Origin of the sequence: Actinoallomurus sp. NBC_01490 (assembly GCF_036227085.1) — a bacterium.
GTDB lineage: Bacteria > Actinomycetota > Actinomycetes > Streptosporangiales > Streptosporangiaceae > Actinoallomurus > Actinoallomurus oryzae.
In genome coordinates, this window is sequence record NZ_CP109433.1 from 9,495,628 (window position 1) to 9,514,361 (window position 18,734).

Here is an 18,734-nt window from a genome sequence, read left to right on the forward strand (position 1 = left end):
CCGCTCGCGTTCACCGGTCGCTCACCGTTCGCGGTCATCGCAGCCCCACCGGCCCGGGCGGCGGCTCGTCCACGTGCGCCCTGCGCCGGTCGTCGACGATCAGGCCGTCGACCAGGCGGATCACCCGCTTGGCGTGGCGTGCCACATCGTTCTCGTGCGTGATCAGCACGATCGTGCGACCGGCGGCGCTGAGGCCGTCGAGGACCTCCAGCACGTCGGTGGTCGACTTCGTGTCCAGGTTGCCGGTCGGCTCGTCGGCGAGCAGCAGCGCGGGCGCCGTGACGAGGGCCCGCGCGACCGCCACGCGCTGCTGCTGGCCGCCGGACAGCTCGTTCGGCTCGTGGTCGACCCGCTCGCTGAGCCCGACGCGGTCGAGGGCGGCGAGCGCCCGCCGTCGGCGGTCGGCCGCCTTCACCCCGCCGTACGCGAGCGGCAGCTCGACGTTGGCGAGCGCGCTCATCCGCGGGATGAGGTTGAAGGACTGGAAGACGAATCCGATCTTGCGGTTGCGCACGATCGCGAGCCTGCGCTCGTCCAGCGTGCCCACGTCGGTGCCGTCGAGCAGGTAACGGCCGGAGGTGGGCACGTCGAGGCAGCCGAGGATGTTCATCAGCGTCGACTTGCCGGAGCCGGACGCGCCCATGATCGCGACGTAGTCGCCCTGCTCGACGGTCATGGACACGCCGCGCAGCGCCTGCACCGCCGTGCCGCCCTCGCCGTACACCTTGGTGACGTCTCGGACGTCGAGGACGGTCATCCGCGGCCTCCGCCCCGGGCTCCGCCGCCGGCGCCGCCGAAGCCGCCCGCGCCGGGGAACCTGCCGGTCGGGAACCCGCCCCCGCCCGTCGTCCCGCTGCCGGCGACCAGCACCTGATCCCCCTCGTTCAACCCGGACTTGATCTCGGTGCCCTGGGCGCCCTGGATCCCGGTCTCCACGATCTTGGTGACCTGCTTGCCGCCGGACATGACCGTGACGGTCCCCCGCCCGCCCGCGGTCCGTACGGCGGCGGTGGGCACGTACAGGACGTTCTCGGCGCTGGCCGTGGTGATCTGGACCGTCGCCGTGGCGCCGATGCGCAGCCCGCTCGGCGGGTCGGTGAGGCTGACGGTCACGCCGTACTGAACGACGTTGTTGGACGTCGTCGAGGTCTGGTCGATCGCGGTGACCTTGCCGCTCGCCCGCGTGCCCTGCATGGCGTCGAAGGTCACCGACGCCTGCTGGCCCTTCTTGATCTTCGCGACGTCGGCCTCGGTGAACTCGCCCTTGATGTCCAGCTTCGAGGTGTCGGCGATGGTGATGAACCCGCTGCCCGAGCTGCTGTTGGACGAGCTGCTCGACGAGGTCGAGGCGGAACCGCCGCCTCCGCCCCCGCCGTTGCTTCCGGAGCCGCTGCTGGAACTGCTGCTCGAACTGCTCGACCCGCTGGAGGAGCCGCCGACCGATCCGTTGACCGAGATGATCGTTCCGCTGAAGGGCGCGTGGAGCTCGGTGCCGTCGAGCGCGCGCACGGCGCTGTCGTAGGACGCCTTGGCCTGCACGTAGCTGGAGTAGCCGGAGGGGGTCGAGGTGTCGCCCGCCTCGGCGGCGCTGAGCGCGGCCTTGGCGGACTCCAGGTTGTCCCGCGCGCTCGTGTCGTCGAGCGTCGCCAGAAGCCGCCCCTTCTTCACCTTGTCGCCGACCTGGACCTTGATCGAGTCGACCGTGCCGCTCGTTCCGAAGGAGAGGTCACGGGACTTCGCGCTGGCCACCGAGCCGGAGGCCGAGACCGAGGACACGACGGTGCCGCGGCTCACACGTACGATGCGGCCGGGCGACGAGGCGCCCGCGTCGTCGCGCAGCGACAGGTAGGCGACGCCGACGCCGACGAGGAGAAGAAGAGCCAGCGCGCCGTTGAGCAGCAGGCGCCGGCGACGAAGGAGGGCTTTCACCCGCTACAGCGTCGCGGACCCGGCTGGGGCGAACCTGATTCGTCCCTGAAAGGTTCCTGCGTGCCAGGAGATGTCGTACGACGACCGCATATTGCCCCCTTTTATGGCAGAGGTCCTGGCCGGTGGCATACCGCCCGCGTCATGGGGTGGTGGCCGGGCAGGCGTCGTTCAGGAAACTCTCAGGGCAGACTCGGGTCTCCGTCACCTTCGGCCACGAAGATCTCGGTCCGTGAACCGGTCCACCCTACGCGATCTACGCAGACCTCCCTGGCTCGCAGCCGGCGCGGCCGTCGCCCTCGCCAGCGGGCTGGTGGCGGTGGGCGACGCGCCGGCGCGTGCCGTCACGCAGGCGACGGTTCTGCGCGGCGACGTCACCGCGACGGCCGGCGCGGCCGGGACCGTCCAGAGCGCCGACACCCGTGACCTGGTGTTCGGCACGTCGGGAACGGTGAGGGAGATCGAGGTCGCCTCCGGCGACAAGGTACGGGCCGGGCAGGTCCTCGCGCGTCTCGACGACACCGACGCGCGCGAGCAGCTCGAGGCCGCGAAGGCGGCCGTCGCGGCGGCGGACGAGACCTACGGCAAGGCGCAGCAGGGCATCTGCGGCGGCGGTGCGGGCGGCGCGTCCGGCGGCGGGAGCCAGGCGCAGCAGGCCGACTACCCCTCCGGAAGCGGACGCCAGAGGTCGGGGCCGGCCGGCGGTACGAAGTCGCGGCCGTCCTCCCGGCCCACCCGCTCCAGGACCCCGACCCCGACGCCCACGCCGACGCGTAGGACGCCGAGCCCGACCTCGAAGCCCACGCCCACCCGTACGTCGCCGACGCCGGCACCGACCACGTCGCGTCCCACGGGGACCCCCACCCACAGCTCCAAGCCGACGACACGGCCGAGCCGGAACACCGGGGGCGGCCGGCGTACGGACGCGGGCTCCGGCGGCGCCCGCGGCGGTGGGAAGGGCGGCGGCTGCCAGGTCAACTCGGTGCAGCTGGCCGCCGCGAGCGTCACGCAGGCCGAGGTCAAGGAGCGCGAGGCGGAACGCACGCTCGCCGCCACCAAGCTCACCGCGCCGATCGACGGCACGATCCTGTCGGTCGGCGGCACGGTCGGAGGTCAGGTGACCGGCCAGAGCCGTACCGGCTTCATCACCCTCGGCGACCTGGACGACCTGCAGGTCCAGGCGATGTTCCCCCTCGGCGAGGTCAACCAGCTGAAGCTCGGTCGGTCGGCCGAGATCAGCCTCGCGATGAGCCCCGGCCGCACCTACCGCGGCACGGTCGCGCGCATCGACCCCGCCGCGACGACCGACGGCGGCCGGGCGCTGTTCGGCGTGATGATCTCTCTGGACGACACGCCGCCCGCGGGTCTGCGTACGGGCATGAGCGCCACCGTCGAGGTGGTGACCGCCCAGGCGGAGAGCACGCTGTACGTGCCGGCCGGCGCGGTCCACCCGAAGTCGAACGGCCAGGCCACGGTCCTGGTACGCCGGGGCGGCCGCACGACGGTCCGCACCGTGCGCACGGGCATCCGCAGTGACCGCTACGTCGCCATCACGTCGGGCCTGAGCGCCGGCGACCACGTCGTCGTGTCGTCCGGCACGGGCTCGGACGGCTTCCCCAGCCCCACCTTCCCGGGCAGCTGACACCTCATCGGGCGAACGCGACGCCATCCCCCTCGCCGGGCGGCAGGTCCCCTTTGCCGGGCGTCCCATCGCGCGAACGGCCCGAGCCGGATCCGGCTCGGGCCGTCTTCACGTAGACCGCGGAGGGACGGCCGCGGTGCCCCACGGGCGTCAGGGCACCGCGGCCTCCCGGTCAGGTACCGCCGTTGGACCCCAGCGTGATGTTCACCGTGTGCTTCTCGCCGTTGCGCAGGTACGTCAGGGAGATCTTGTCGCCCGGGCTGTGACCGCGGATCGCCGCGGACAGATCGTCGGCTCCGTCGATCGCCTTGCCGTCCACCTGGGTGACGATGTCACCCTCCTTCAGGCCGGACGAGGCGGCCGGGGTGCCGCTCTGCACGGACACCACCAGGGCGCCCTGCTGGTCGCCCTGCGCGTCGGACAGTGTCACTCCCAGGTAGGCGTGCGTGGCCTTGCCGGTCTTGATGAGCTGGTCGGCGACCTGCTTGGCCGTGTCGATCGGGATGGCGAAGCCGACGCCGATGTTGCCGTTGCTGTTGCCCGACGTGAGGATCGCCGTGTTGATGCCGATGACCTGGCCGGAGGCGTTCACCAGCGGGCCGCCCGAGTTGCCCGGGTTGATGGCGGCGTCCGTCTGGATGGCGTCGGCGATCGCGGTGCCGCCCGAACTGTTCTGCCCGCCCTGGTTCTGCCCGCCTTGGTTCTGCCCGCCCTGGTCCTGCCCGCCGCCGAACGGGAAGCCCGGAGGCTGCTGTTGCTGCTGATCCCCGCTCTCGGTGAGCGTACGGTGCAGGGCGCTGATGATGCCGGACGTCACCGAGCCCTCCAGGCCGAGCGGGCTGCCGATCGCCACCACCGGGTCGCCGACCTGCAACTGATCGCTGTTGCCGAACGTCACCGGCTTGAGCCCCGACACTCCCTCCGCCTTGATCACCGCGAGATCCGTCGCCGGGTCGGTGCCGACGATCTGCGCCGAGGCCTTCTTGCCGTCGCTGAACTTCACCGAGATCTGGCCGCCGCCCTCGGCGTCCGCGACCACATGGTTGTTGGTGAGGATCATGCCGTCGGACCGGATGATGACGCCCGTGCCCCCGTCCTGACCCTGCTGGGTCGTCGCGGTGATCGACACGGTGCTCGGCTGCACCGCCTGGGCGATCGCCGCGACACCGGTGGCCGACCTGTTGGACGCGCCCTTCACGGCGGTCGGGCTGGCGTACGTGCTGTTGCTGCCGCCGATCACCGCGGCCACGGCGCCGCCGGCGAGACCGCCGCCGAGGATCAGCGCCAGGGCGAGACCACCGGCCGCGGCCTTCCGCTTCGTCGTCCACCACGGATGGCCGCCGGGGCCCGGACCGTACGCCGGGCCGGGGCCGTACCCCTGCTCGCCGAACGCCGCCTGACCGTAGGGCCGGTCGTGCGGCCCCGGCACCTGCTGCCCGGGTACCTGCTGTCCCGGCATCTGCTGGCCCGGCATCTGCTGTCCCGGCACCTGCTGTCCGTAGGCCTGCTCGCCGTAGCCCGGCTGACCGTACGCCTGCTGATGACCGTATTCCTGCCGGCCGTACGCCTGCTGACCGGGCTCTTGCCGACCGGGCTCCTGCTGGTCGGAACCGCCGGGCTGCGCCTGCGGCGCGGGCGCCGGTCGGGTCTCATCGTCGGCCGGCGTCCGCGGGGCCGGAGGCGGTGGCCACGCCTGCACGTACGTCGCCTGGTCCGACGCGGCCGGGGAGGTGCCGGTCTCCCGTTCGGACTCCAGTGGCGCCTCATCGCGCGGCTCTTCCTCGTGGCCGCCCGTCGGCTGCTCGTGGGTCTCCATCGCTCACTCCCCAAGATCCCTCATTTGGTGATACTCAGAGAATCGCGCGCCGGGCTGGAGTCACGCTGAGACGCGCCTGAAGGTTGCCGCAATAAAGCCTGTGTTAAGGCGCAGGGATATGCGGCGGCGCGCGGAGCCGAGCAGGGGACGGCGGCCCCCGGACGTGGTCCGGTCGCCGCTCACCGTGTGCCGGTTCCGGCGCTGATCGGCGCATCGGCCGTGATGACGCGCCGTTCGGTGACGATGGCCGTGACCAACCGCGCCGGGGTGACGTCGAAGGCGAGGTTCAGTGCCTGTGTGCCCTCTCTCGCCACCGGTGCACCGGCCAGGTGGGTCACCTCCTGCCCGGAGCGCGACTCGATGGGGATGGCCGCGCCGGTCGGCACCGACACGTCGATGGTCGATTCCGGCGCGGCGACGACGAAGGGCAGCCCGGCCTCGTGCGCCGCGAGGGCGAGACCGTAAGTTCCGACCTTGTTGACCACGTCGCCGTTCGCCGCGATCCGGTCGGCGCCTACGACGACGGCGTCGGCCCAGCCCTGGGCGATCACGAAGGGCCCGGCGCCGTCGCACACGACGCGGTGCTCGATTCCGAGCTCGGCGAGCTCCCAGCAGGTGAGACGGCTGCCTTGGAGCAGTGGCCTCGTCTCGTCCACGATGACGTGGTCCAGACGGCCGCGCTCGTGCAGGGACCGAATGATCCCCAGCCCGGTCCCCCATTCGACACACGCGAGGGCTCCGGTGTTGCAGTGGGTGTGGATCCGCAGCGGCCCGGAACCGGATCCGGATAAGTGGTGCGCACCGCGCTCGCCGATCTCGCGATTGGCCGCGGTGATCCGGCCCACTTCCGCCAACGCGGCCTCTTCGGTGGCGGCCGGTCCGGCGGCGACGAACGGGCGGACCGCGTCGACGCCGCCCGCGAGGTTGACCGCGGTGGGCCGGGCCTCGCGGATGCGGCCGATCTCCTGGTCGAGTCGCTCGGCCGACCAGCCCTCCCGTTCGGCCTGGTACGCCGCGAGTGCCACCCCGAGCGCACCGGCCGCGCCGAGCAGAGGAGCGCCGCGTATGACGAGGCGCCTGATCGCGCTGACCAGCTCGGTGACACTGGTGATGGCGAGGTGTCGGACGTCGAACGGGAGCACCGTCTGGTCGAGAGCGTGGATGCGGTGGGCTCGCCATTCAAGTGGACGGTCCATGATCTTTTCTTCTCCTCTTACCGGGACAAGGCGGAGCTTCGATTTCCGAGCCTGCGGACGAAGGTCCGATCCAGCCGATAACCGGCGATCTCCGATGTGATTCCGGGCAGCAGGATCAACGCCGTTAACGGCTTTTTTCGCTGGTCAGAAAGCGGTTATCGGGTACCGGTCGCTCTTTGGCGCCATTTCTGCCAGCCTTTATTTCTCCGACTCGGGAATTTGCCGACTTCTGCGGTGAAACTAATTAGCGCAGATCACTCCGGGCAATGTCGAATTCGTAGGAAAATGTCACTCTCCGTTAGGTGTAGTGGATCGGACGAAGGTTGTAAGTGCCGCGGCGCCACGGCGTTCGGTCCCGGTGGTCGCCGGACTCGACCGGGCCGCGCCGAACCACCGCGTCGACCTGCGGCCCGGCGGCCATCTCGGCAGGCCACGGGCGAGCACGTCCGCCGGCAGGCCGCGGTGAGCCACCCGGCCGGCACGGCGGAACGGCGGAAGACGACGGCGGGGAGAGGCGGGCGGCACGCTTGTACGGCGGAAGCGCGTTTACTATATTGAACGATGTGATCACTAGAGTAAGCAGCAGGGGCCACCTGGTCGACGACGTCTCGCTACTCTTGGTAGCGATCATCTGGGGGTCGAGTTATGTCGTCATGCAGGTCGTCGGCGAGCACACGCCGGCCGCCGCCTTCCTGATGTTACGTTTCGTGTGCGCACTACCTGCCATTGCACTGCTCGCCTTGAAAACCCTTAGGGAGCTGACCTGGAACGAGGTGCTCACGGGCACCTTCTTCGGCACGCTGCTGTACGGAATTCTCATCCAGGAGACCGTAGGGGTGCGGTACACCTCGGCCGCGAACGCGGGATTCCTCATCACCGTATCGGTCGTTCTGATCCCCGCGCTCGAACGCGTGATCAGCGGGCGAAAACAGCTCCTGATCGTGTACGCGGCGACGGCGAGCGCCCTGATCGGCTGCGGGTTGCTCCTGCTCTCCGACGGGTTTCGCCCGCACTCGGGCGACTTCATCATTCTCGGCGCCGCCATGGTCAGAGCGACGCAGATCACGCTGTTCGGCCGGCAGACGGCGGGCCGGCGGCAGTCGCTGGTCAACCTGACGCTGATCGAGTTCGTCGTGGTGGCGCTCCTCGCGGGTCTCACCGCGGTCGTGAGCGGCGAACCTCTCGTCTCCACGATCACGTCGACGCGCCCCTCGGCCTGGCTGCTGATCGCCTACCTGGGCGTCATGGGCACCTCTTTCGCCTTTTTCGTCCAGCTGAGGTCCGCCCGTGCTTCGAGCTCCACACGGGTCGGTCTGATCCTCAGTACCGAGCCGGTCTTCTCCGCGCTGTTCGCCGTCGCGGTCGCGAAAGACACCCTCACCCCGCTGCAGGTCATCGGCGGCACACTGATCGTCGTCTCCGCTGCGGTAGGCCGGATGTACGAGGGGCGCGAGCGGCCGGCGACGGAATCACCGCAGCCGTCGCGCGAAGCACACGAATCGGCACACGCCTAGCATGTGCGTATGCATTCTCGGTCGCCCGGCCAGCCGTGGACTCCAGTTTCACCGACGTCTCCGGGAGAGATGGGGCGCATGGTCGGCGCCCAGGTCAGGCGACTGCGGCTACTCCGCAAGATGTCGGTCTCGGCGCTGGCCCGCGAATCGGGGGTGAGCAAGGCCACCCTTTCGAACATCGAGGCGGGGCAGGGCAACCCGACCATCGAAACGATCGCCGCGATCGCCGTCGCGCTTCGGCTCCCGTTGGGAGACCTGATCCAGCCGGTGCCCCCGCCGGGGCCGGTCGCACTCCGGGCGACCGAGGTCACGGGGCCCTTCAAACAGGAGCTGTTCCACCGGATCGGCCCTGGCATGAACACAGAGGTGTGGCGGCTGAGGATCGCCGTCGCCGGCTACCGGATCGAGAGTCCCGGCCATATCGCCGGCACGATCGAGCACATCGTGGTCGACCGGGGGCCGATCACGATCAGCGTCGACGGGGAGTCGCTGGACCTCGACTCCGGTGATTTCGTGATCTTTCCGGCCGACTCTCCGCACTTCTATGAGGCCCGCGGCCAGGACGTCAGAGCAGTGGTCGTGATGAGTTACCCGGTCATGCCCTGACGTCCGGACGCTTCGGGCTCGCCGCTACTCCTGAGAGATCGGTTCGAGTGTCGCGTCGGAGATCGCCTTGTAGTCATCGACGTGCAGAGCCATCGAACGATCGAGGCGTGCGGCGTTGAAGAACAGCTCGTCCGTCCCTTCGAACAGTTTCGGGTCGACGATGAGCTCGAGCTCGGAGGTGAAGCTCAGCGGCAGAATCGTGCCCACGACGCTGCCGGCCAGGCGCTCCGCGATCTCCGGGTTGGCGAATGAGACATAGGTGCCATTCTTGAGGCGTTTGATCGCATTAAGGTCGACCTTTCGGTCGCCCGGAACCACGGCCAGCACGTACTTGGTGACTTTCTTCCCCTGCTTCACCATCACGACCATGCATTTGGCCGCCTGCCGCAGCTCATTTCCTCGCATGGGGCTCACGATGTCCGTTCGCCCCTCCGGCGGGTGGTCGATAAGACGATATCTGGCGCCTCTCTCGTCCAGAAGCTTGATGAGCTGGTCGTAGGTCGAGTTGTCGGACATCTACTCCTCCGGGCCAACGCGGTGTTTCGCGAAATGCTATCACCTTGGCTGCGAAATCGTTGGTAATCGCAACGTCAGCCCATACGCGATTTGATCAGATCCAGCTCGCGCACGAAATCGTCGAGCAACGCGCAGCACTCGTCGAAGGTCGTCGCCCAGAAGACCAGGCCATGCCGGCGAACGTAGAATACCTTGTGCTCGGTGGCGGCCTCCACGGCCGCTTCGGCCAGTCGCACACTCCCATATTCTTCGGCTGGGATGCTCGCGATCCCCGACCGCTCGAGCCGGTGATCCGGAATATAGTGATTATGAACGACGAATCGCGCGCCCAACCGCTCGCGCAGCAGGTGATGGAGGTAGACTTCCGTGCTCGGCGGTCCCTCACCACGACACTGGAGAGCCCCGTCGACGAAACCCGAGACCTCGACCAGATCGCGTGGGCTCAGTTTTCTGATATAGGCGCCCGTCGCCGTGACGATGAGCCGCTTTCCGGTGAATACGCTGATGTTGCCCGCCGAGTCCACCTGGTGCTCGAAGACGCCGGCCTTGGCGCCGAGCGTCGAAAACTGCCGGAAGTGCTCATCGGAAACGTCGGCAGCCTCTCGTTCGAGGTTTATCTCCACCCATCTCGGCCGCCTTCCGCGCCCGTCGGTCACGACGCTCCGCTGCCTCGGCGGCGCCTGTCGCTCGGTTCGCTCGCCGGTGAAGTGCACGGTCGGATGCGCGCGCACGAGATCGATGACCTCGGGCTTCACCCGCTCCGGGGGCTCCTTGTCGACGACGACCCTCCTGATGAGTCCGGCGATCCGGGCGAGGTCGTCGTCGTCGTAACCGTGCCGGACGATCTCCTGGACTCCGAAGCGGATCGCGTCCACATTGGAGAAGGGAATCAGACGGTTCGCCGAAATGTTGGCGGCGATCAGCTTGTCGAGAAGGATGAGCCCGGAGCCGAATGGGCGCGCATCCATGAAGAACATGTGGTTGTTGGTGAACCCTCGGTCGCCGCCGAGCACCGGCATTCCCGCGTCGTTGACCGCGGCGGCCAGTGTGCGTGCGGTGTGCAGCACTTTCGCGGCGTAGCGCTCACCCTCCGAATAGAGCTCATGTAAGGCCACGCAGAGCGCCAGCAGGGAAGCGGTGTGCTGGCTGCTGACCAGACCGTTGGAAAGCGTGTATCCGATGCGTTCCATCAGTGCGCGGTTGTTCCCCAGAATGATACCCTTCTGCGGACCGAACAAGGTCTTGTGCGTGTTCGCCTGGATGATGTCCGCACCCTCATCCAACGGATTGGGAAACTGTTTTCCGCCGATCAGCCCGAGCGTATGCGAGGCATCGAAGATGATCGGCGTGTCGCCGACGAGCGCGCGCAGTTTTTGGATCGGCAGCGGGAAAAGGTAGTTCATCGCATCGATGTAGAGCAGGCTCGGCCGCTCCTGCTCGAACGTCTCCCGCGTTCGTTCGAGATCGAGTTCACCGATATCGCGGAAGGCGTACGTGCAGCTTTCCCGGCCGAACGAGCGACAGATCAGCTCGGTGAGGAAATGGCCCCCATCTTGGGTGGACACCCGCATGATCTTGTCGCCCGGCCGGGTCAGCGCGGCGAACGTCGTCTGCATCGCGTGGAGGCCCGACACGCACCGGAACTCGGCATACTCGGCTCCGAACAGCCGGCGGCAGACTTCGGTGGCCGACCGCTCGATCTCGTTCACCGCATCGAGGCCCCGATAGAGCAGGTTGCCGAGCCGGGACGGCGAGTCCTGCCGCATGTCGAGGTGTTCGAGCAGATACCTGTTCGAAAGGGAGCTGCACATCGCACGTTGCGCCAACGGCGAAAGGGCCGTCTCGTTGGCCGTGAGATGGAGGACGTCGCCCGCCAGCTGCTCCTCTAAGTGGATCAGCCGAGATATGTCATCGAGCGATAATATCCCGCCGTCTGTCTCGCGCTCGAACATTTCGTGTCACTCTCCCCAGTGATGGCGACCGAACAGCAAGAGTAGTCCTGCGGTATATCGGCAGCAACGGGGCGAATCGCTTATGTACCCGAAGACACAGGGGTATACGCCATTTGTGACACGGCGCGAGAATCCGACCCTGTCGGACACTCCGTGGACACCGCGCACGAGGACGGGCGCTAAGGGTGCGCCGGCTCGGCCGTGTCGGCCTCGATGGCGTCCGGGTCGAGCGGCAGGACGACGCGGAAGGTCGCGCCCTCGCCGGGCTTGGTCTCCACCGAGACCGAGCCGCCGTGGGCCTCGACCAGCCCGGCGACGATCGCCAGGCCCAGCCCGGTGCCGCCGCGGCTCCGGGCCGGGTCGGCGCGGTAGAACCGCTCGAACACCCGCTCGGCCTGTTCGGGCGGCATGCCCGGACCCTTGTCGACGACCTCCAGCACGGCCGCCGGAGAGTCGCCGAGCAGCCCGGACCGGATGACCACCTCGACGGGCGTGCCGGACGGCGTGTGCCGCAGCGCGTTGCTCACGAGGTTGCCGATCACCTGCCGGAGACGTACCTCGTCGCCGGTCACGATGAAGGCCGAGCCGCTGCGCACCGACAGCGTGATCTCCCGCGATCCGTCCACGACCCGTGCGTCGTGCACGGCGTCGGCGGCCAGCGCGAGAAGGTCGACCGGCTTGCGCGCCAGCGGGCGCTGTTGGTCGAGCCGGGCCAGCAGCAGCAGGTCATCGACCAGGACGCCCATGCGCGCGGCCTCGTCCTCGACCCGGCCGATCAGCCGGTCGAGCTCGTCCGGCGAGACGTCGGAACGCTGCCGGTAGTACTCCGCGAAGCCCCGGATCACCGCGAGCGGCGTCCGCAGCTCATGGCTGGCGTCGGCGATGAAGCGGCGCATCCGCTCCTCCGACTCGCGGGCGGTCGCCTCCGACTTCGCCTGGGCGCGGAACGCCGTCTCGATCTGGGAGAGCATGCCGTTGAGCGCGTTGCCGAGGCGGCCGACCTCCGTACGCGGGTCGGCGTCGGGCACGCGGCGTGACAGGTCTCCCGCCGCGATGGCCTCGGCGGTGTTCTCGATGTGCACCAGCGGGCGCAGGCTGGCGCGGACGATCGCGATGCCGAGGCCCATCACGAGCACCAGCACGATGCTGCCGACGACGATCTCCACGCCGATCAGACGGCCGGTCGTGCGCGCGACATCGCGCAGGTCCGCGGCCACCACCACGTAGCCGCCGGCGATGGGCTCGACGTGGACGCGCCAGTGGGCGTCGCCGGAGACCGCGCCGACGGTGACGGCCTGCTCGGCGTGGGCGGTCAGCCACGCGGCGTCCTGCGGGACCGCGGGGTTCGGCACCGACTCACGCCAGATCGATCCGTTGGAGTTGGCCAGGACCCGGCCGGCCGCATCGCGTACCTGGACGACGAACTGCCCGGTCACCGGCACCTTCGTCTGGGCCGGTCCGGGCTGACTGATCACCCGGGCCGTGACGCGGGCGAACCCGGTGAGCTGCCGGTCGGTCTTGTCCAGCAGGTAACCGCGCATCGCCGAGACGCTCGCCACGCTCACCGCGACCAGCGCCAGGGCGACGAGCGCCAGCGACGCGGCGATGAGCTTGACCCGCAGCGGGGTCCGCGCGGACAGGCGGGTCAGCCAGGGCGGCACTACTGCTCCGGCGGCAGGCGCAGTACGTAGCCGACCCCGCGCAGGGTGTGGATCAGGCGGGGGCCGAGTTTGTCGAGCTTGCGGCGGAGCACCGAGACGTAGGACTCGACGATCCCGGTGTCGCCGCGGAAGTCGTAGTCCCACACGTGGTCGAGGATCTGTGCCTTGGACAGCACACGGTTGGCGTTGGTCATGAAGTAGCGCAGCAGCTTGAACTCGGTCGGCGAGAGCTGGATGGGCTTGCCGGCCCGCCAGACCTCGTGGCTCTCCTCGTCCAGCTCGAGGTCGGCGAAGCTCAGCCGCGGGGGCGCCTCGGCCGGGCCGCCCTGGGCGCGGCGGAGGACGGCGCGGATGCGGGCGATGACCTCTTCGAGGCTGAACGGCTTGGTCACGTAGTCGTCGCCGCCGAGGGTCAGCCCCCGGATCTTGTCCTGGGTGGCGTCTCTCGCGGTGAGGAACAGCACCGGAATGTGCGCCCCGCCGCCGCGCAGCCTGCGGATGACGTCGAAACCGTCCATGTCGGGCAGCATGACGTCGAGCACGATGAGGTCGGGGCGGCGCTGCAGGGCCACCTGCACCGCGTCACTGCCGCCGGTCGCGGTGACGACCTCGAACCCCGCGTAGCGGAGGCTGCCGGACAGGAGTTCCAGGATGTTGGGCTCGTCCTCGACTACGAGCAGGCGCGCTTCACTCACGGTCTCCATCCTGGCCTGCGGAGTTGAGTACTACCTGAACGTGCCCTGACGAAGGACTGGAGGAACACGTCCGGGCTCCTGGGTGTTGACGGGCATCAGGGGCGCACAGGCATCAAGGAGACACGCCGTGCGCCTCCCCGCCACACCGACCTGTTCCGGCCGCTATAGATGTAGTTTGCACATATATACTTTGCGTGGGGATAAGGCCTCCCCCGCCCCGGGGGATCGCCGGCGGAGGGGGCTCCTTGTTGACCAGGGCACGCACGGGATGAGCCGGCTCGCACCGGCCCCACCGGTCTCAGCGCCGGACGCGAAGATCCGCCCCCGTTGGTGGCGTGAGGTCGCCCTGCTCGGCGCGATGTACCTGATGTACGACGGGGTACGCCTGCTCGTCTCGGCCGGCCACGGTGAGGCCTTCACCAACGCCCATCGCGTGCTGCGTCTGGAACACACGCTGCGCATCGCGGACGAGACCGGCATCAACCACACCTTCTCCGCGATCCCGGAGTTCGGCGTGCCGCTGTCCTACGCGTACGCCACGCTGCACTACGTGGTGACGCCGGTGGTGCTGGGGTGGCTGTGGCGCTGCCGGCCCCGCTCCTACCGCGGCGCGCGTACGGCGCTGGTGATCGCGACGCTCATCGGGCTGCTCGGGTTCTGGTTCTTCCCCACCGCCCCACCGCGCATGCTGCCCGGGTTCGTCGACACCCTCGCCCGGTATCACGACTGGGGCTGGTGGGGAAGCGCGGCCAGCGCGCCCCGGGGTCTGGCCGGGCTGACCAATGAGTTCGCGGCGATGCCATCGCTGCACGTCGGCTGGGCCGCCTGGTGCGGCTGGCAGATCGCGCGCCACGCGAACTGGGGCTGGCTGCGGGCGCTCGGCGTCGTCTATCCGGTGTTCATGTTCATCGTCGTGGTCGGCACCGCCAACCACTACATCGCCGACGCCGTCGCCGGTCTGATGGTGATCGCCGTCGGGGCGCTGCTCGCCCGGCTGCGCGAGCGGCGCCGCGTCAGGCGTCCGGTTGATCGCCCTCGGAGCGCGACTCGGCCTTCTTCTTGACGCCGGCGGCCGCCTTGCCGCCCTGGTCACCGGAGTCCCGGTCGGCCTGGCGACGCTCCCACTCGGCCTGGCGCAGGTCGTCCTCGCTCGGGGCCTCGATGCGCGCGATTCGCTTGTTCATCGACCGGATCAGGAAGAAGAGCGTCACGCCCAGCGCCGCGACGATGAGGAACGCGCCAACCCCAGGGGTCACCTGGTCTTCGTTGACCGCGAGAATCATCATGGCAGGCACACCTTTTCCTGGACCTCCTGAACACCGGCGAACAGATCGTCCTCCGGCAGTTCGGTGTCCACTAGCGAACGTGCCAAATGGTAGTCCTCGGTCGGCCATGCCTTGCGCCGGAGGTCGGTCGGGCAGGCGAAGAACGGGCCGTTCGGGTCGATCTGCGTCGCGTGGGCGATCAGCGCCTGGTCGCGTACGTCGAAATAGTCCGCGCACGGCACCTTGGTGGTGATCTCCCACTTCAGCGGCCGGTCCTGCCAGCGCTTGAGCATCTCCTCGTACGGCGACTCGAGGCCGGCGTCGAGCATCGCCTGGTGCTCGGCGAGGTAGCGGTCCTGGTGGAAGGTCATGTGGTAGTAGAGCTTGAGCGGCTGCCACGGCTCCCCGGTGCCGGGGTAGCGGTCGGGGTCGCCCGCCGCGTCGAACGCCTCCACCGAGACCTTGTGGGTCATGATGTGGTCGGGGTGGGGGTAACCGCCGTTCTCGTCGTAGGTCAGCATGACGTGCGGACGGAACTCCCGTACGGCGCGTACGAGCGGCTCACTGGCCACCTCGATCGGCTGCAGGCCGAAGCAGCCCTCCGGCAACGGCGGCAGCGGCTCGCCCTCCGGCAGTCCCGAGTCGACGAAACCGAGCCACTGCTGCTCGACGCCGAGGATCTCACGGGCCTTGGCCATCTCCTCCATCCGCACCGCGGGGAGGTTCTCCTTGATCTCCGGACGGTCCATCGCGGGGTTGAGGATGTCGCCGCGCTCGCCCCCGGTGCAGGTCACCACGAGGACCTGAACGCCTTCGGCGGCATAGCGCGCCATGGTCGCCGCACCCTTACTGGACTCGTCGTCCGGATGGGCGTGCACGGCCATCAGGCGCAGCGGTTCGCGACACGTCGAGGTCTCGGACAACTCAGGCTCCCCGTGAGCGTAAGGTCGTATTCATCCGATGCGGGACCGGACGCCCGGTGACCGCACCGCGAAGCATGATTCTCCCTGAGAACAACACCGCCCCGCACGGAGATTCCCATGAGCCCGACCGGCACCACCACCACGCGCAACCGGGTGGCCTACGCGGTCATCGGGGTGTTCGTCGCGATCTGCGCCGCCGGCTGGGCCATCATCATGGCGCACACGGAGGGCACTCCGGGGATCACGCCGCAGATCGTCTCCTGGCAGGCCGCCGACCGGTCGGTCCGCGTGCACTACCAGATCGCCAAGTCCAAGGGCGACAACGTGCGCTGCGCGCTCATCGCGTACGACACCGACCACGCGGAAGTGGGGCGGATGGAGGTGACCGTCCCGACCGGGACCGGTGACGTCGATCGCCACCAGCAGCTTCCGACGACGTCCAAGGCGAACGCGGTTGACGTTCAGGGGTGCCGCACAGGTTAATACCGGCTCTCCTATGGGGAACAAACAAGAGCGTCATAACGACACAAAGCTCTCTTGCGCTGGCTACTTCACGTTTGAATGCCGGTAGCCTTGAGAGTTCTACGGCCGCACTTCACGTGGATGAGGAGTACCCGTGACCGAGACCCGCGACGCCAACGTCACCTGGCTCACCCAGGAGGCGTACGACCGGCTCAAGCAGGAGCTGGACTACCTCACGGGCGAAGGCCGGATCGAGATCGCCGCAAAGATCGAGGCCGCCCGCGAGGAAGGTGACCTCCGCGAGAACGGCGGTTACCACGCGGCAAAGGAAGAGCAGGGCAAGCAGGAGGGCCGCGTCCTCCAGCTTCAGCAGATCCTGCAGAACGCGCGCGTCGGCGAGGCGCCGCGCGCGGAGGGAGTGGTCGGTCCCGGAATGACGGTGACCGTCCAGTTCGCAGGCGACGACGAGGAGGTCACGTTCCTGCTGGCCTCGCGTGAGGAGAGCGGCGCACCGATCGACGTCTACTCCCCCAAGTCGCCCCTCGGCGCCGCCATCAACGGCAAGAAGGTCGGCGAGAAGGCCAAGTACACGCTGCCCAACGGCAAGAGCATGAGCGTCGAGATCATCGACGCCACGCCCTACGGCGGCTCCTGAGCCTTAGGGCCTGCGGGGACTTCGAGCAGGCCCCTCCGCCTCACTGACGTACGGCCGCGTGCACCAGCGGCAGGGTCCGCTGGTGCACGGGGGTCGCCAACGCGATCACGGTCGACGTCCGCCGCACGCCTTCCACATCGACGATCAGGTCGATGACGCGCTGCAGGTCCTGATTTCCGCGTCCGACGATGCGGCACAGCATGTCGCCCCCGCCGGTGATCGTGTGCACCTCGATCACCTCGGGGATGGCGGCCAGCCGTGCCGCGACGGGGTCGTGCCCGCCCGCCTGCCGGATCTCCAGCGTCACGAACGCCGTGACCTGGTAGCCGAGGGCGGCCGGGTCGACCTCGGGGCCGAACCCCCGGATCACGCCGCGCTCCTGTAGCCGGTCCAGGCGTGCCTGCACGGTGCCCCGCGCGACGCCGAGCCGGCGCGAGCACTCCAGCACGCCGATGCGCGGCTCCGCGGACAGCAGCGCGATCAGTCGCGCGTCGAGTTCGTCGATCATGGTGTCCTTCGCTGTGGGCAGCCTGTACAGATTTTCGGGTGCTCCCGGGTTCAGGGTGTACAGGTTGCTCAAACATTTCAAGTGCTCTTGCGCAACCTGCGGACGGGATCGACATTGTGGGTGTCGAGCTGTCGTTCACCCGTCGCGTGAGGAGCACCATGACGACCGCAGCCAACGAACACGTCGCGACCGACGCGCGCGCGGCGGACACCTTCCCGGTCAAGGGCATGGACGCCGTCGTGTTCGCCGTGGGCAACGCCAAGCAGGCCGCGCACTACTACTCCACCGCGTTCGGCATGCGTTGCGTCGCGTACAAGGGGCCGGAGACGGGCAGCCGGGACGAGACCGCGTACGTCCTCGAGTCGGGCGGCGCGCGGTTCGTGCTCAAGGGCGCCGTGCACGCCGGCACCGACCTGGGCCGCCACGTCGCCGAGCACGGTGACGGAGCGATCGACCTGGCCATCGAGGTGCCGGACGCGACCGCCGCGTACGAGCACGCCGTCGCCCACGGCGCGACCGGCCTGGAGAAGCCGCACGTGCTGGAGGACGAGCACGGCCGGGTCGTGATCGCCGCCATCGCCACGTACGGCGAGACCCGCCACTCCCTGGTCGAGCGCGGCGCCTACTCCGGCCCGTACCTGCCCGGATACGTCGCCGCCGACCCGATCGTCGCCCCCGGTGACCGGCGCTTCTTCCAGGCGATCGACCACTGCGTGGGCAACGTCGAGCTCGGCCGGATGGACGAGTGGGTGGACTTCTACAAGCGCGTCATGGGCTTCACGAACATGAAGGAGTTCATCGGCGACGACATCGCCACGGAGTACTCCGCGCTGATGTCCAAGGTCGTCGCCGACGGCGGCGGCAAGGTCAAGTTCCCGCTCAACGAGCCGGCGGTCGCCAAGAAGAAGTCCCAGATCGATGAGTATCTGGAGTTCTACGGCGGGCCGGGCATGCAGCACATCGCCCTGGCCACGAACGACATCCTCCACTCCGTCGACGCGATGCGCGCCGCCGGCCTGGAGTTCCTCAGCACTCCCGACTCCTACTACGAGGACGAGGAGCTGCGGACGCGCATCGGCGAGGTGCGCGTGCCGATCGAGGAGCTGCAGAAGCGCGGCATCCTGGTCGACCGCGACGAGGACGGCTACCTGCTGCAGATCTTCACCAAGCCGGTGCAGGACCGCCCGACGGTCTTCTTCGAGCTGATCGAGCGGCACGGGTCGCTCGGCTTCGGCAAGGGCAACTTCAAGGCCCTGTTCGAGGCGATCGAACGCGAACAGGAACGCCGCGGCAACCTCTGATCCGTCCCGTCCCAGCGGCCCCTCCCGGCGCGCGATGCCCGCTATGCCAGGTCCGTACGCGCGCCGGGGGCGTTTTTACCCCGCGGATTTGGCGTT

18 protein-coding genes are annotated in these 18,734 nt (G+C 68.8%); 7 read left to right on the plus strand and 11 right to left on the minus strand.

Annotation, left to right across the window (positions count from 1 at the left end):
- Positions 1-34 precede the first annotated feature (34 nt).
- Both OG417_RS43530 and OG417_RS43535 read right to left on the minus strand, forming a co-directional pair.
- Positions 35-757 (minus strand): ABC transporter ATP-binding protein, encoded by a 723-nt coding sequence (locus tag OG417_RS43530; RefSeq protein WP_329242142.1) that lies wholly within the window; start codon positions 755-757, stop codon positions 35-37.
- Positions 754-1,929: an efflux RND transporter periplasmic adaptor subunit gene (locus OG417_RS43535; protein ID WP_329242146.1), complete on the minus strand. Its 1,176-nt coding sequence runs from the start codon at positions 1,927-1,929 to the stop codon at positions 754-756. The genes OG417_RS43530 and OG417_RS43535 overlap by 4 nt, the downstream gene beginning before the upstream one ends.
- Positions 1,930-2,158: 229 nt before the next feature.
- Between OG417_RS43535 and OG417_RS43540 the strand changes: the two genes are divergently transcribed.
- Positions 2,159-3,568 carry an efflux RND transporter periplasmic adaptor subunit gene (locus OG417_RS43540; RefSeq protein WP_329242149.1) on the plus strand — a complete coding sequence of 470 codons (1,410 nt, stop codon included), beginning with the start codon at positions 2,159-2,161 and terminating at the stop codon, positions 3,566-3,568.
- 172 nt (positions 3,569-3,740) lie between these two features.
- Here OG417_RS43540 and OG417_RS43545 read toward each other — a convergent pair whose 3' ends face one another.
- Both OG417_RS43545 and mtnA read right to left on the minus strand, forming a co-directional pair.
- Positions 3,741-5,384, minus strand: a complete 1,644-nt coding sequence (locus OG417_RS43545) for a S1C family serine protease (protein ID WP_329242152.1) — start codon at positions 5,382-5,384, stop codon at positions 3,741-3,743.
- A 179-nt stretch (positions 5,385-5,563) separates the two neighbouring features.
- Complete coding sequence (gene mtnA, locus OG417_RS43550; RefSeq protein WP_329242155.1) at positions 5,564-6,580, minus strand: S-methyl-5-thioribose-1-phosphate isomerase; 1,017 nt, start codon at positions 6,578-6,580, stop codon at positions 5,564-5,566.
- Positions 6,581-7,143: 563 nt separating this feature from the next.
- On the opposite strand from mtnA, the gene OG417_RS43555 reads away from it, so the two are divergent.
- Positions 7,144-8,094, plus strand: a complete 951-nt coding sequence (locus OG417_RS43555) for a DMT family transporter (protein ID WP_329242158.1) — start codon at positions 7,144-7,146, stop codon at positions 8,092-8,094.
- A 69-nt stretch (positions 8,095-8,163) separates the two neighbouring features.
- Complete coding sequence (locus OG417_RS43560; protein ID WP_329242161.1) at positions 8,164-8,700, plus strand: helix-turn-helix domain-containing protein; 537 nt, start codon at positions 8,164-8,166, stop codon at positions 8,698-8,700.
- A gap of 24 nt (positions 8,701-8,724) precedes the next feature.
- On the opposite strand, the gene OG417_RS43565 is transcribed toward OG417_RS43560, so the two are convergent.
- The 4 genes from OG417_RS43565 to OG417_RS43580 form a co-directional block, all read right to left on the minus strand.
- Positions 8,725-9,216 carry a YbaK/EbsC family protein gene (locus tag OG417_RS43565; protein ID WP_329242164.1) on the minus strand — a complete coding sequence of 164 codons (492 nt, stop codon included), beginning with the start codon at positions 9,214-9,216 and terminating at the stop codon, positions 8,725-8,727.
- 74 nt (positions 9,217-9,290) lie between these two features.
- Complete coding sequence (locus OG417_RS43570) at positions 9,291-11,168, minus strand: fluorothreonine transaldolase (RefSeq protein WP_329242167.1); 1,878 nt, start codon at positions 11,166-11,168, stop codon at positions 9,291-9,293.
- A 179-nt stretch (positions 11,169-11,347) separates the two neighbouring features.
- On the minus strand, positions 11,348-12,829 hold the full coding sequence (locus tag OG417_RS43575) for a sensor histidine kinase (protein ID WP_329242170.1): 1,482 nt from the start codon (positions 12,827-12,829) through the stop codon (positions 11,348-11,350).
- Positions 12,829-13,533 (minus strand): response regulator transcription factor, encoded by a 705-nt coding sequence (locus OG417_RS43580; RefSeq protein WP_329242173.1) that lies wholly within the window; start codon positions 13,531-13,533, stop codon positions 12,829-12,831. The genes OG417_RS43575 and OG417_RS43580 overlap by 1 nt, the downstream gene beginning before the upstream one ends.
- Before the next feature lie 259 nt (positions 13,534-13,792).
- Here OG417_RS43580 and OG417_RS43585 point away from each other — a divergent pair, with 259 nt between their 5' ends.
- On the plus strand, positions 13,793-14,587 hold the full coding sequence (locus tag OG417_RS43585) for a phosphatase PAP2 family protein (protein ID WP_329242178.1): 795 nt from the start codon (positions 13,793-13,795) through the stop codon (positions 14,585-14,587).
- On the opposite strand, the gene OG417_RS43590 is transcribed toward OG417_RS43585, so the two are convergent.
- Both OG417_RS43590 and mca read right to left on the minus strand, forming a co-directional pair.
- Positions 14,538-14,810 (minus strand): hypothetical protein, encoded by a 273-nt coding sequence (locus OG417_RS43590; protein WP_329242181.1) that lies wholly within the window; start codon positions 14,808-14,810, stop codon positions 14,538-14,540. The genes OG417_RS43585 and OG417_RS43590 overlap by 50 nt on opposite strands.
- On the minus strand, positions 14,807-15,673 hold the full coding sequence (gene mca, locus OG417_RS43595) for a mycothiol conjugate amidase Mca (RefSeq protein ID WP_329263013.1): 867 nt from the start codon (positions 15,671-15,673) through the stop codon (positions 14,807-14,809). Before mca ends, OG417_RS43590 begins: the two co-directional genes overlap by 4 nt.
- 156 nt (positions 15,674-15,829) lie before the next feature.
- Here mca and OG417_RS43600 point away from each other — a divergent pair, with 156 nt between their 5' ends.
- Together OG417_RS43600 and greA are read left to right on the plus strand one after the other, a co-directional pair.
- Complete coding sequence (locus OG417_RS43600; protein ID WP_329242186.1) at positions 15,830-16,195, plus strand: DUF4307 domain-containing protein; 366 nt, start codon at positions 15,830-15,832, stop codon at positions 16,193-16,195.
- Between the two features lie 133 nt (positions 16,196-16,328).
- Positions 16,329-16,829 carry a transcription elongation factor GreA gene (gene greA / locus OG417_RS43605; protein ID WP_329242189.1) on the plus strand — a complete coding sequence of 167 codons (501 nt, stop codon included), beginning with the start codon at positions 16,329-16,331 and terminating at the stop codon, positions 16,827-16,829.
- A gap of 40 nt (positions 16,830-16,869) precedes the next feature.
- Here greA and OG417_RS43610 read toward each other — a convergent pair whose 3' ends face one another.
- Complete coding sequence (locus OG417_RS43610) at positions 16,870-17,337, minus strand: Lrp/AsnC family transcriptional regulator (RefSeq protein ID WP_329242192.1); 468 nt, start codon at positions 17,335-17,337, stop codon at positions 16,870-16,872.
- A 158-nt stretch (positions 17,338-17,495) separates the two neighbouring features.
- Between OG417_RS43610 and hppD the strand changes: the two genes are divergently transcribed.
- On the plus strand, positions 17,496-18,638 hold the full coding sequence (hppD, locus tag OG417_RS43615; protein WP_329242195.1) for a 4-hydroxyphenylpyruvate dioxygenase: 1,143 nt from the start codon (positions 17,496-17,498) through the stop codon (positions 18,636-18,638).
- The last annotated feature ends 96 nt before the right edge of the window (positions 18,639-18,734 follow it).

Coding starts and splice junctions, on each gene's coding strand:
- OG417_RS43530 (WP_329242142.1), bottom strand. CDS start 757: ATGACCGTCCTCGACGTCCGAGACGTCACCAAGGTGTACGGCGAGGGC.
- OG417_RS43545 (WP_329242152.1), bottom strand. CDS start 5,384: ATGGAGACCCACGAGCAGCCGACGGGCGGCCACGAGGAAGAGCCGCGC.
- mtnA (WP_329242155.1), bottom strand. CDS start 6,580: ATGGACCGTCCACTTGAATGGCGAGCCCACCGCATCCACGCTCTCGAC.
- OG417_RS43560 (WP_329242161.1), top strand. CDS start 8,164: ATGGGGCGCATGGTCGGCGCCCAGGTCAGGCGACTGCGGCTACTCCGC.
- OG417_RS43565 (WP_329242164.1), bottom strand. CDS start 9,216: ATGTCCGACAACTCGACCTACGACCAGCTCATCAAGCTTCTGGACGAG.
- OG417_RS43570 (WP_329242167.1), bottom strand. CDS start 11,168: ATGTTCGAGCGCGAGACAGACGGCGGGATATTATCGCTCGATGACATA.
- OG417_RS43580 (WP_329242173.1), bottom strand. CDS start 13,533: ATGGAGACCGTGAGTGAAGCGCGCCTGCTCGTAGTCGAGGACGAGCCC.
- OG417_RS43585 (WP_329242178.1), top strand. CDS start 13,793: ATGAGCCGGCTCGCACCGGCCCCACCGGTCTCAGCGCCGGACGCGAAG.
- OG417_RS43590 (WP_329242181.1), bottom strand. CDS start 14,810: ATGATGATTCTCGCGGTCAACGAAGACCAGGTGACCCCTGGGGTTGGC.
- mca (WP_329263013.1), bottom strand. CDS start 15,673: ATGGCCGTGCACGCCCATCCGGACGACGAGTCCAGTAAGGGTGCGGCG.
- OG417_RS43600 (WP_329242186.1), top strand. CDS start 15,830: ATGAGCCCGACCGGCACCACCACCACGCGCAACCGGGTGGCCTACGCG.
- OG417_RS43610 (WP_329242192.1), bottom strand. CDS start 17,337: ATGATCGACGAACTCGACGCGCGACTGATCGCGCTGCTGTCCGCGGAG.
- hppD (WP_329242195.1), top strand. CDS start 17,496: ATGACGACCGCAGCCAACGAACACGTCGCGACCGACGCGCGCGCGGCG.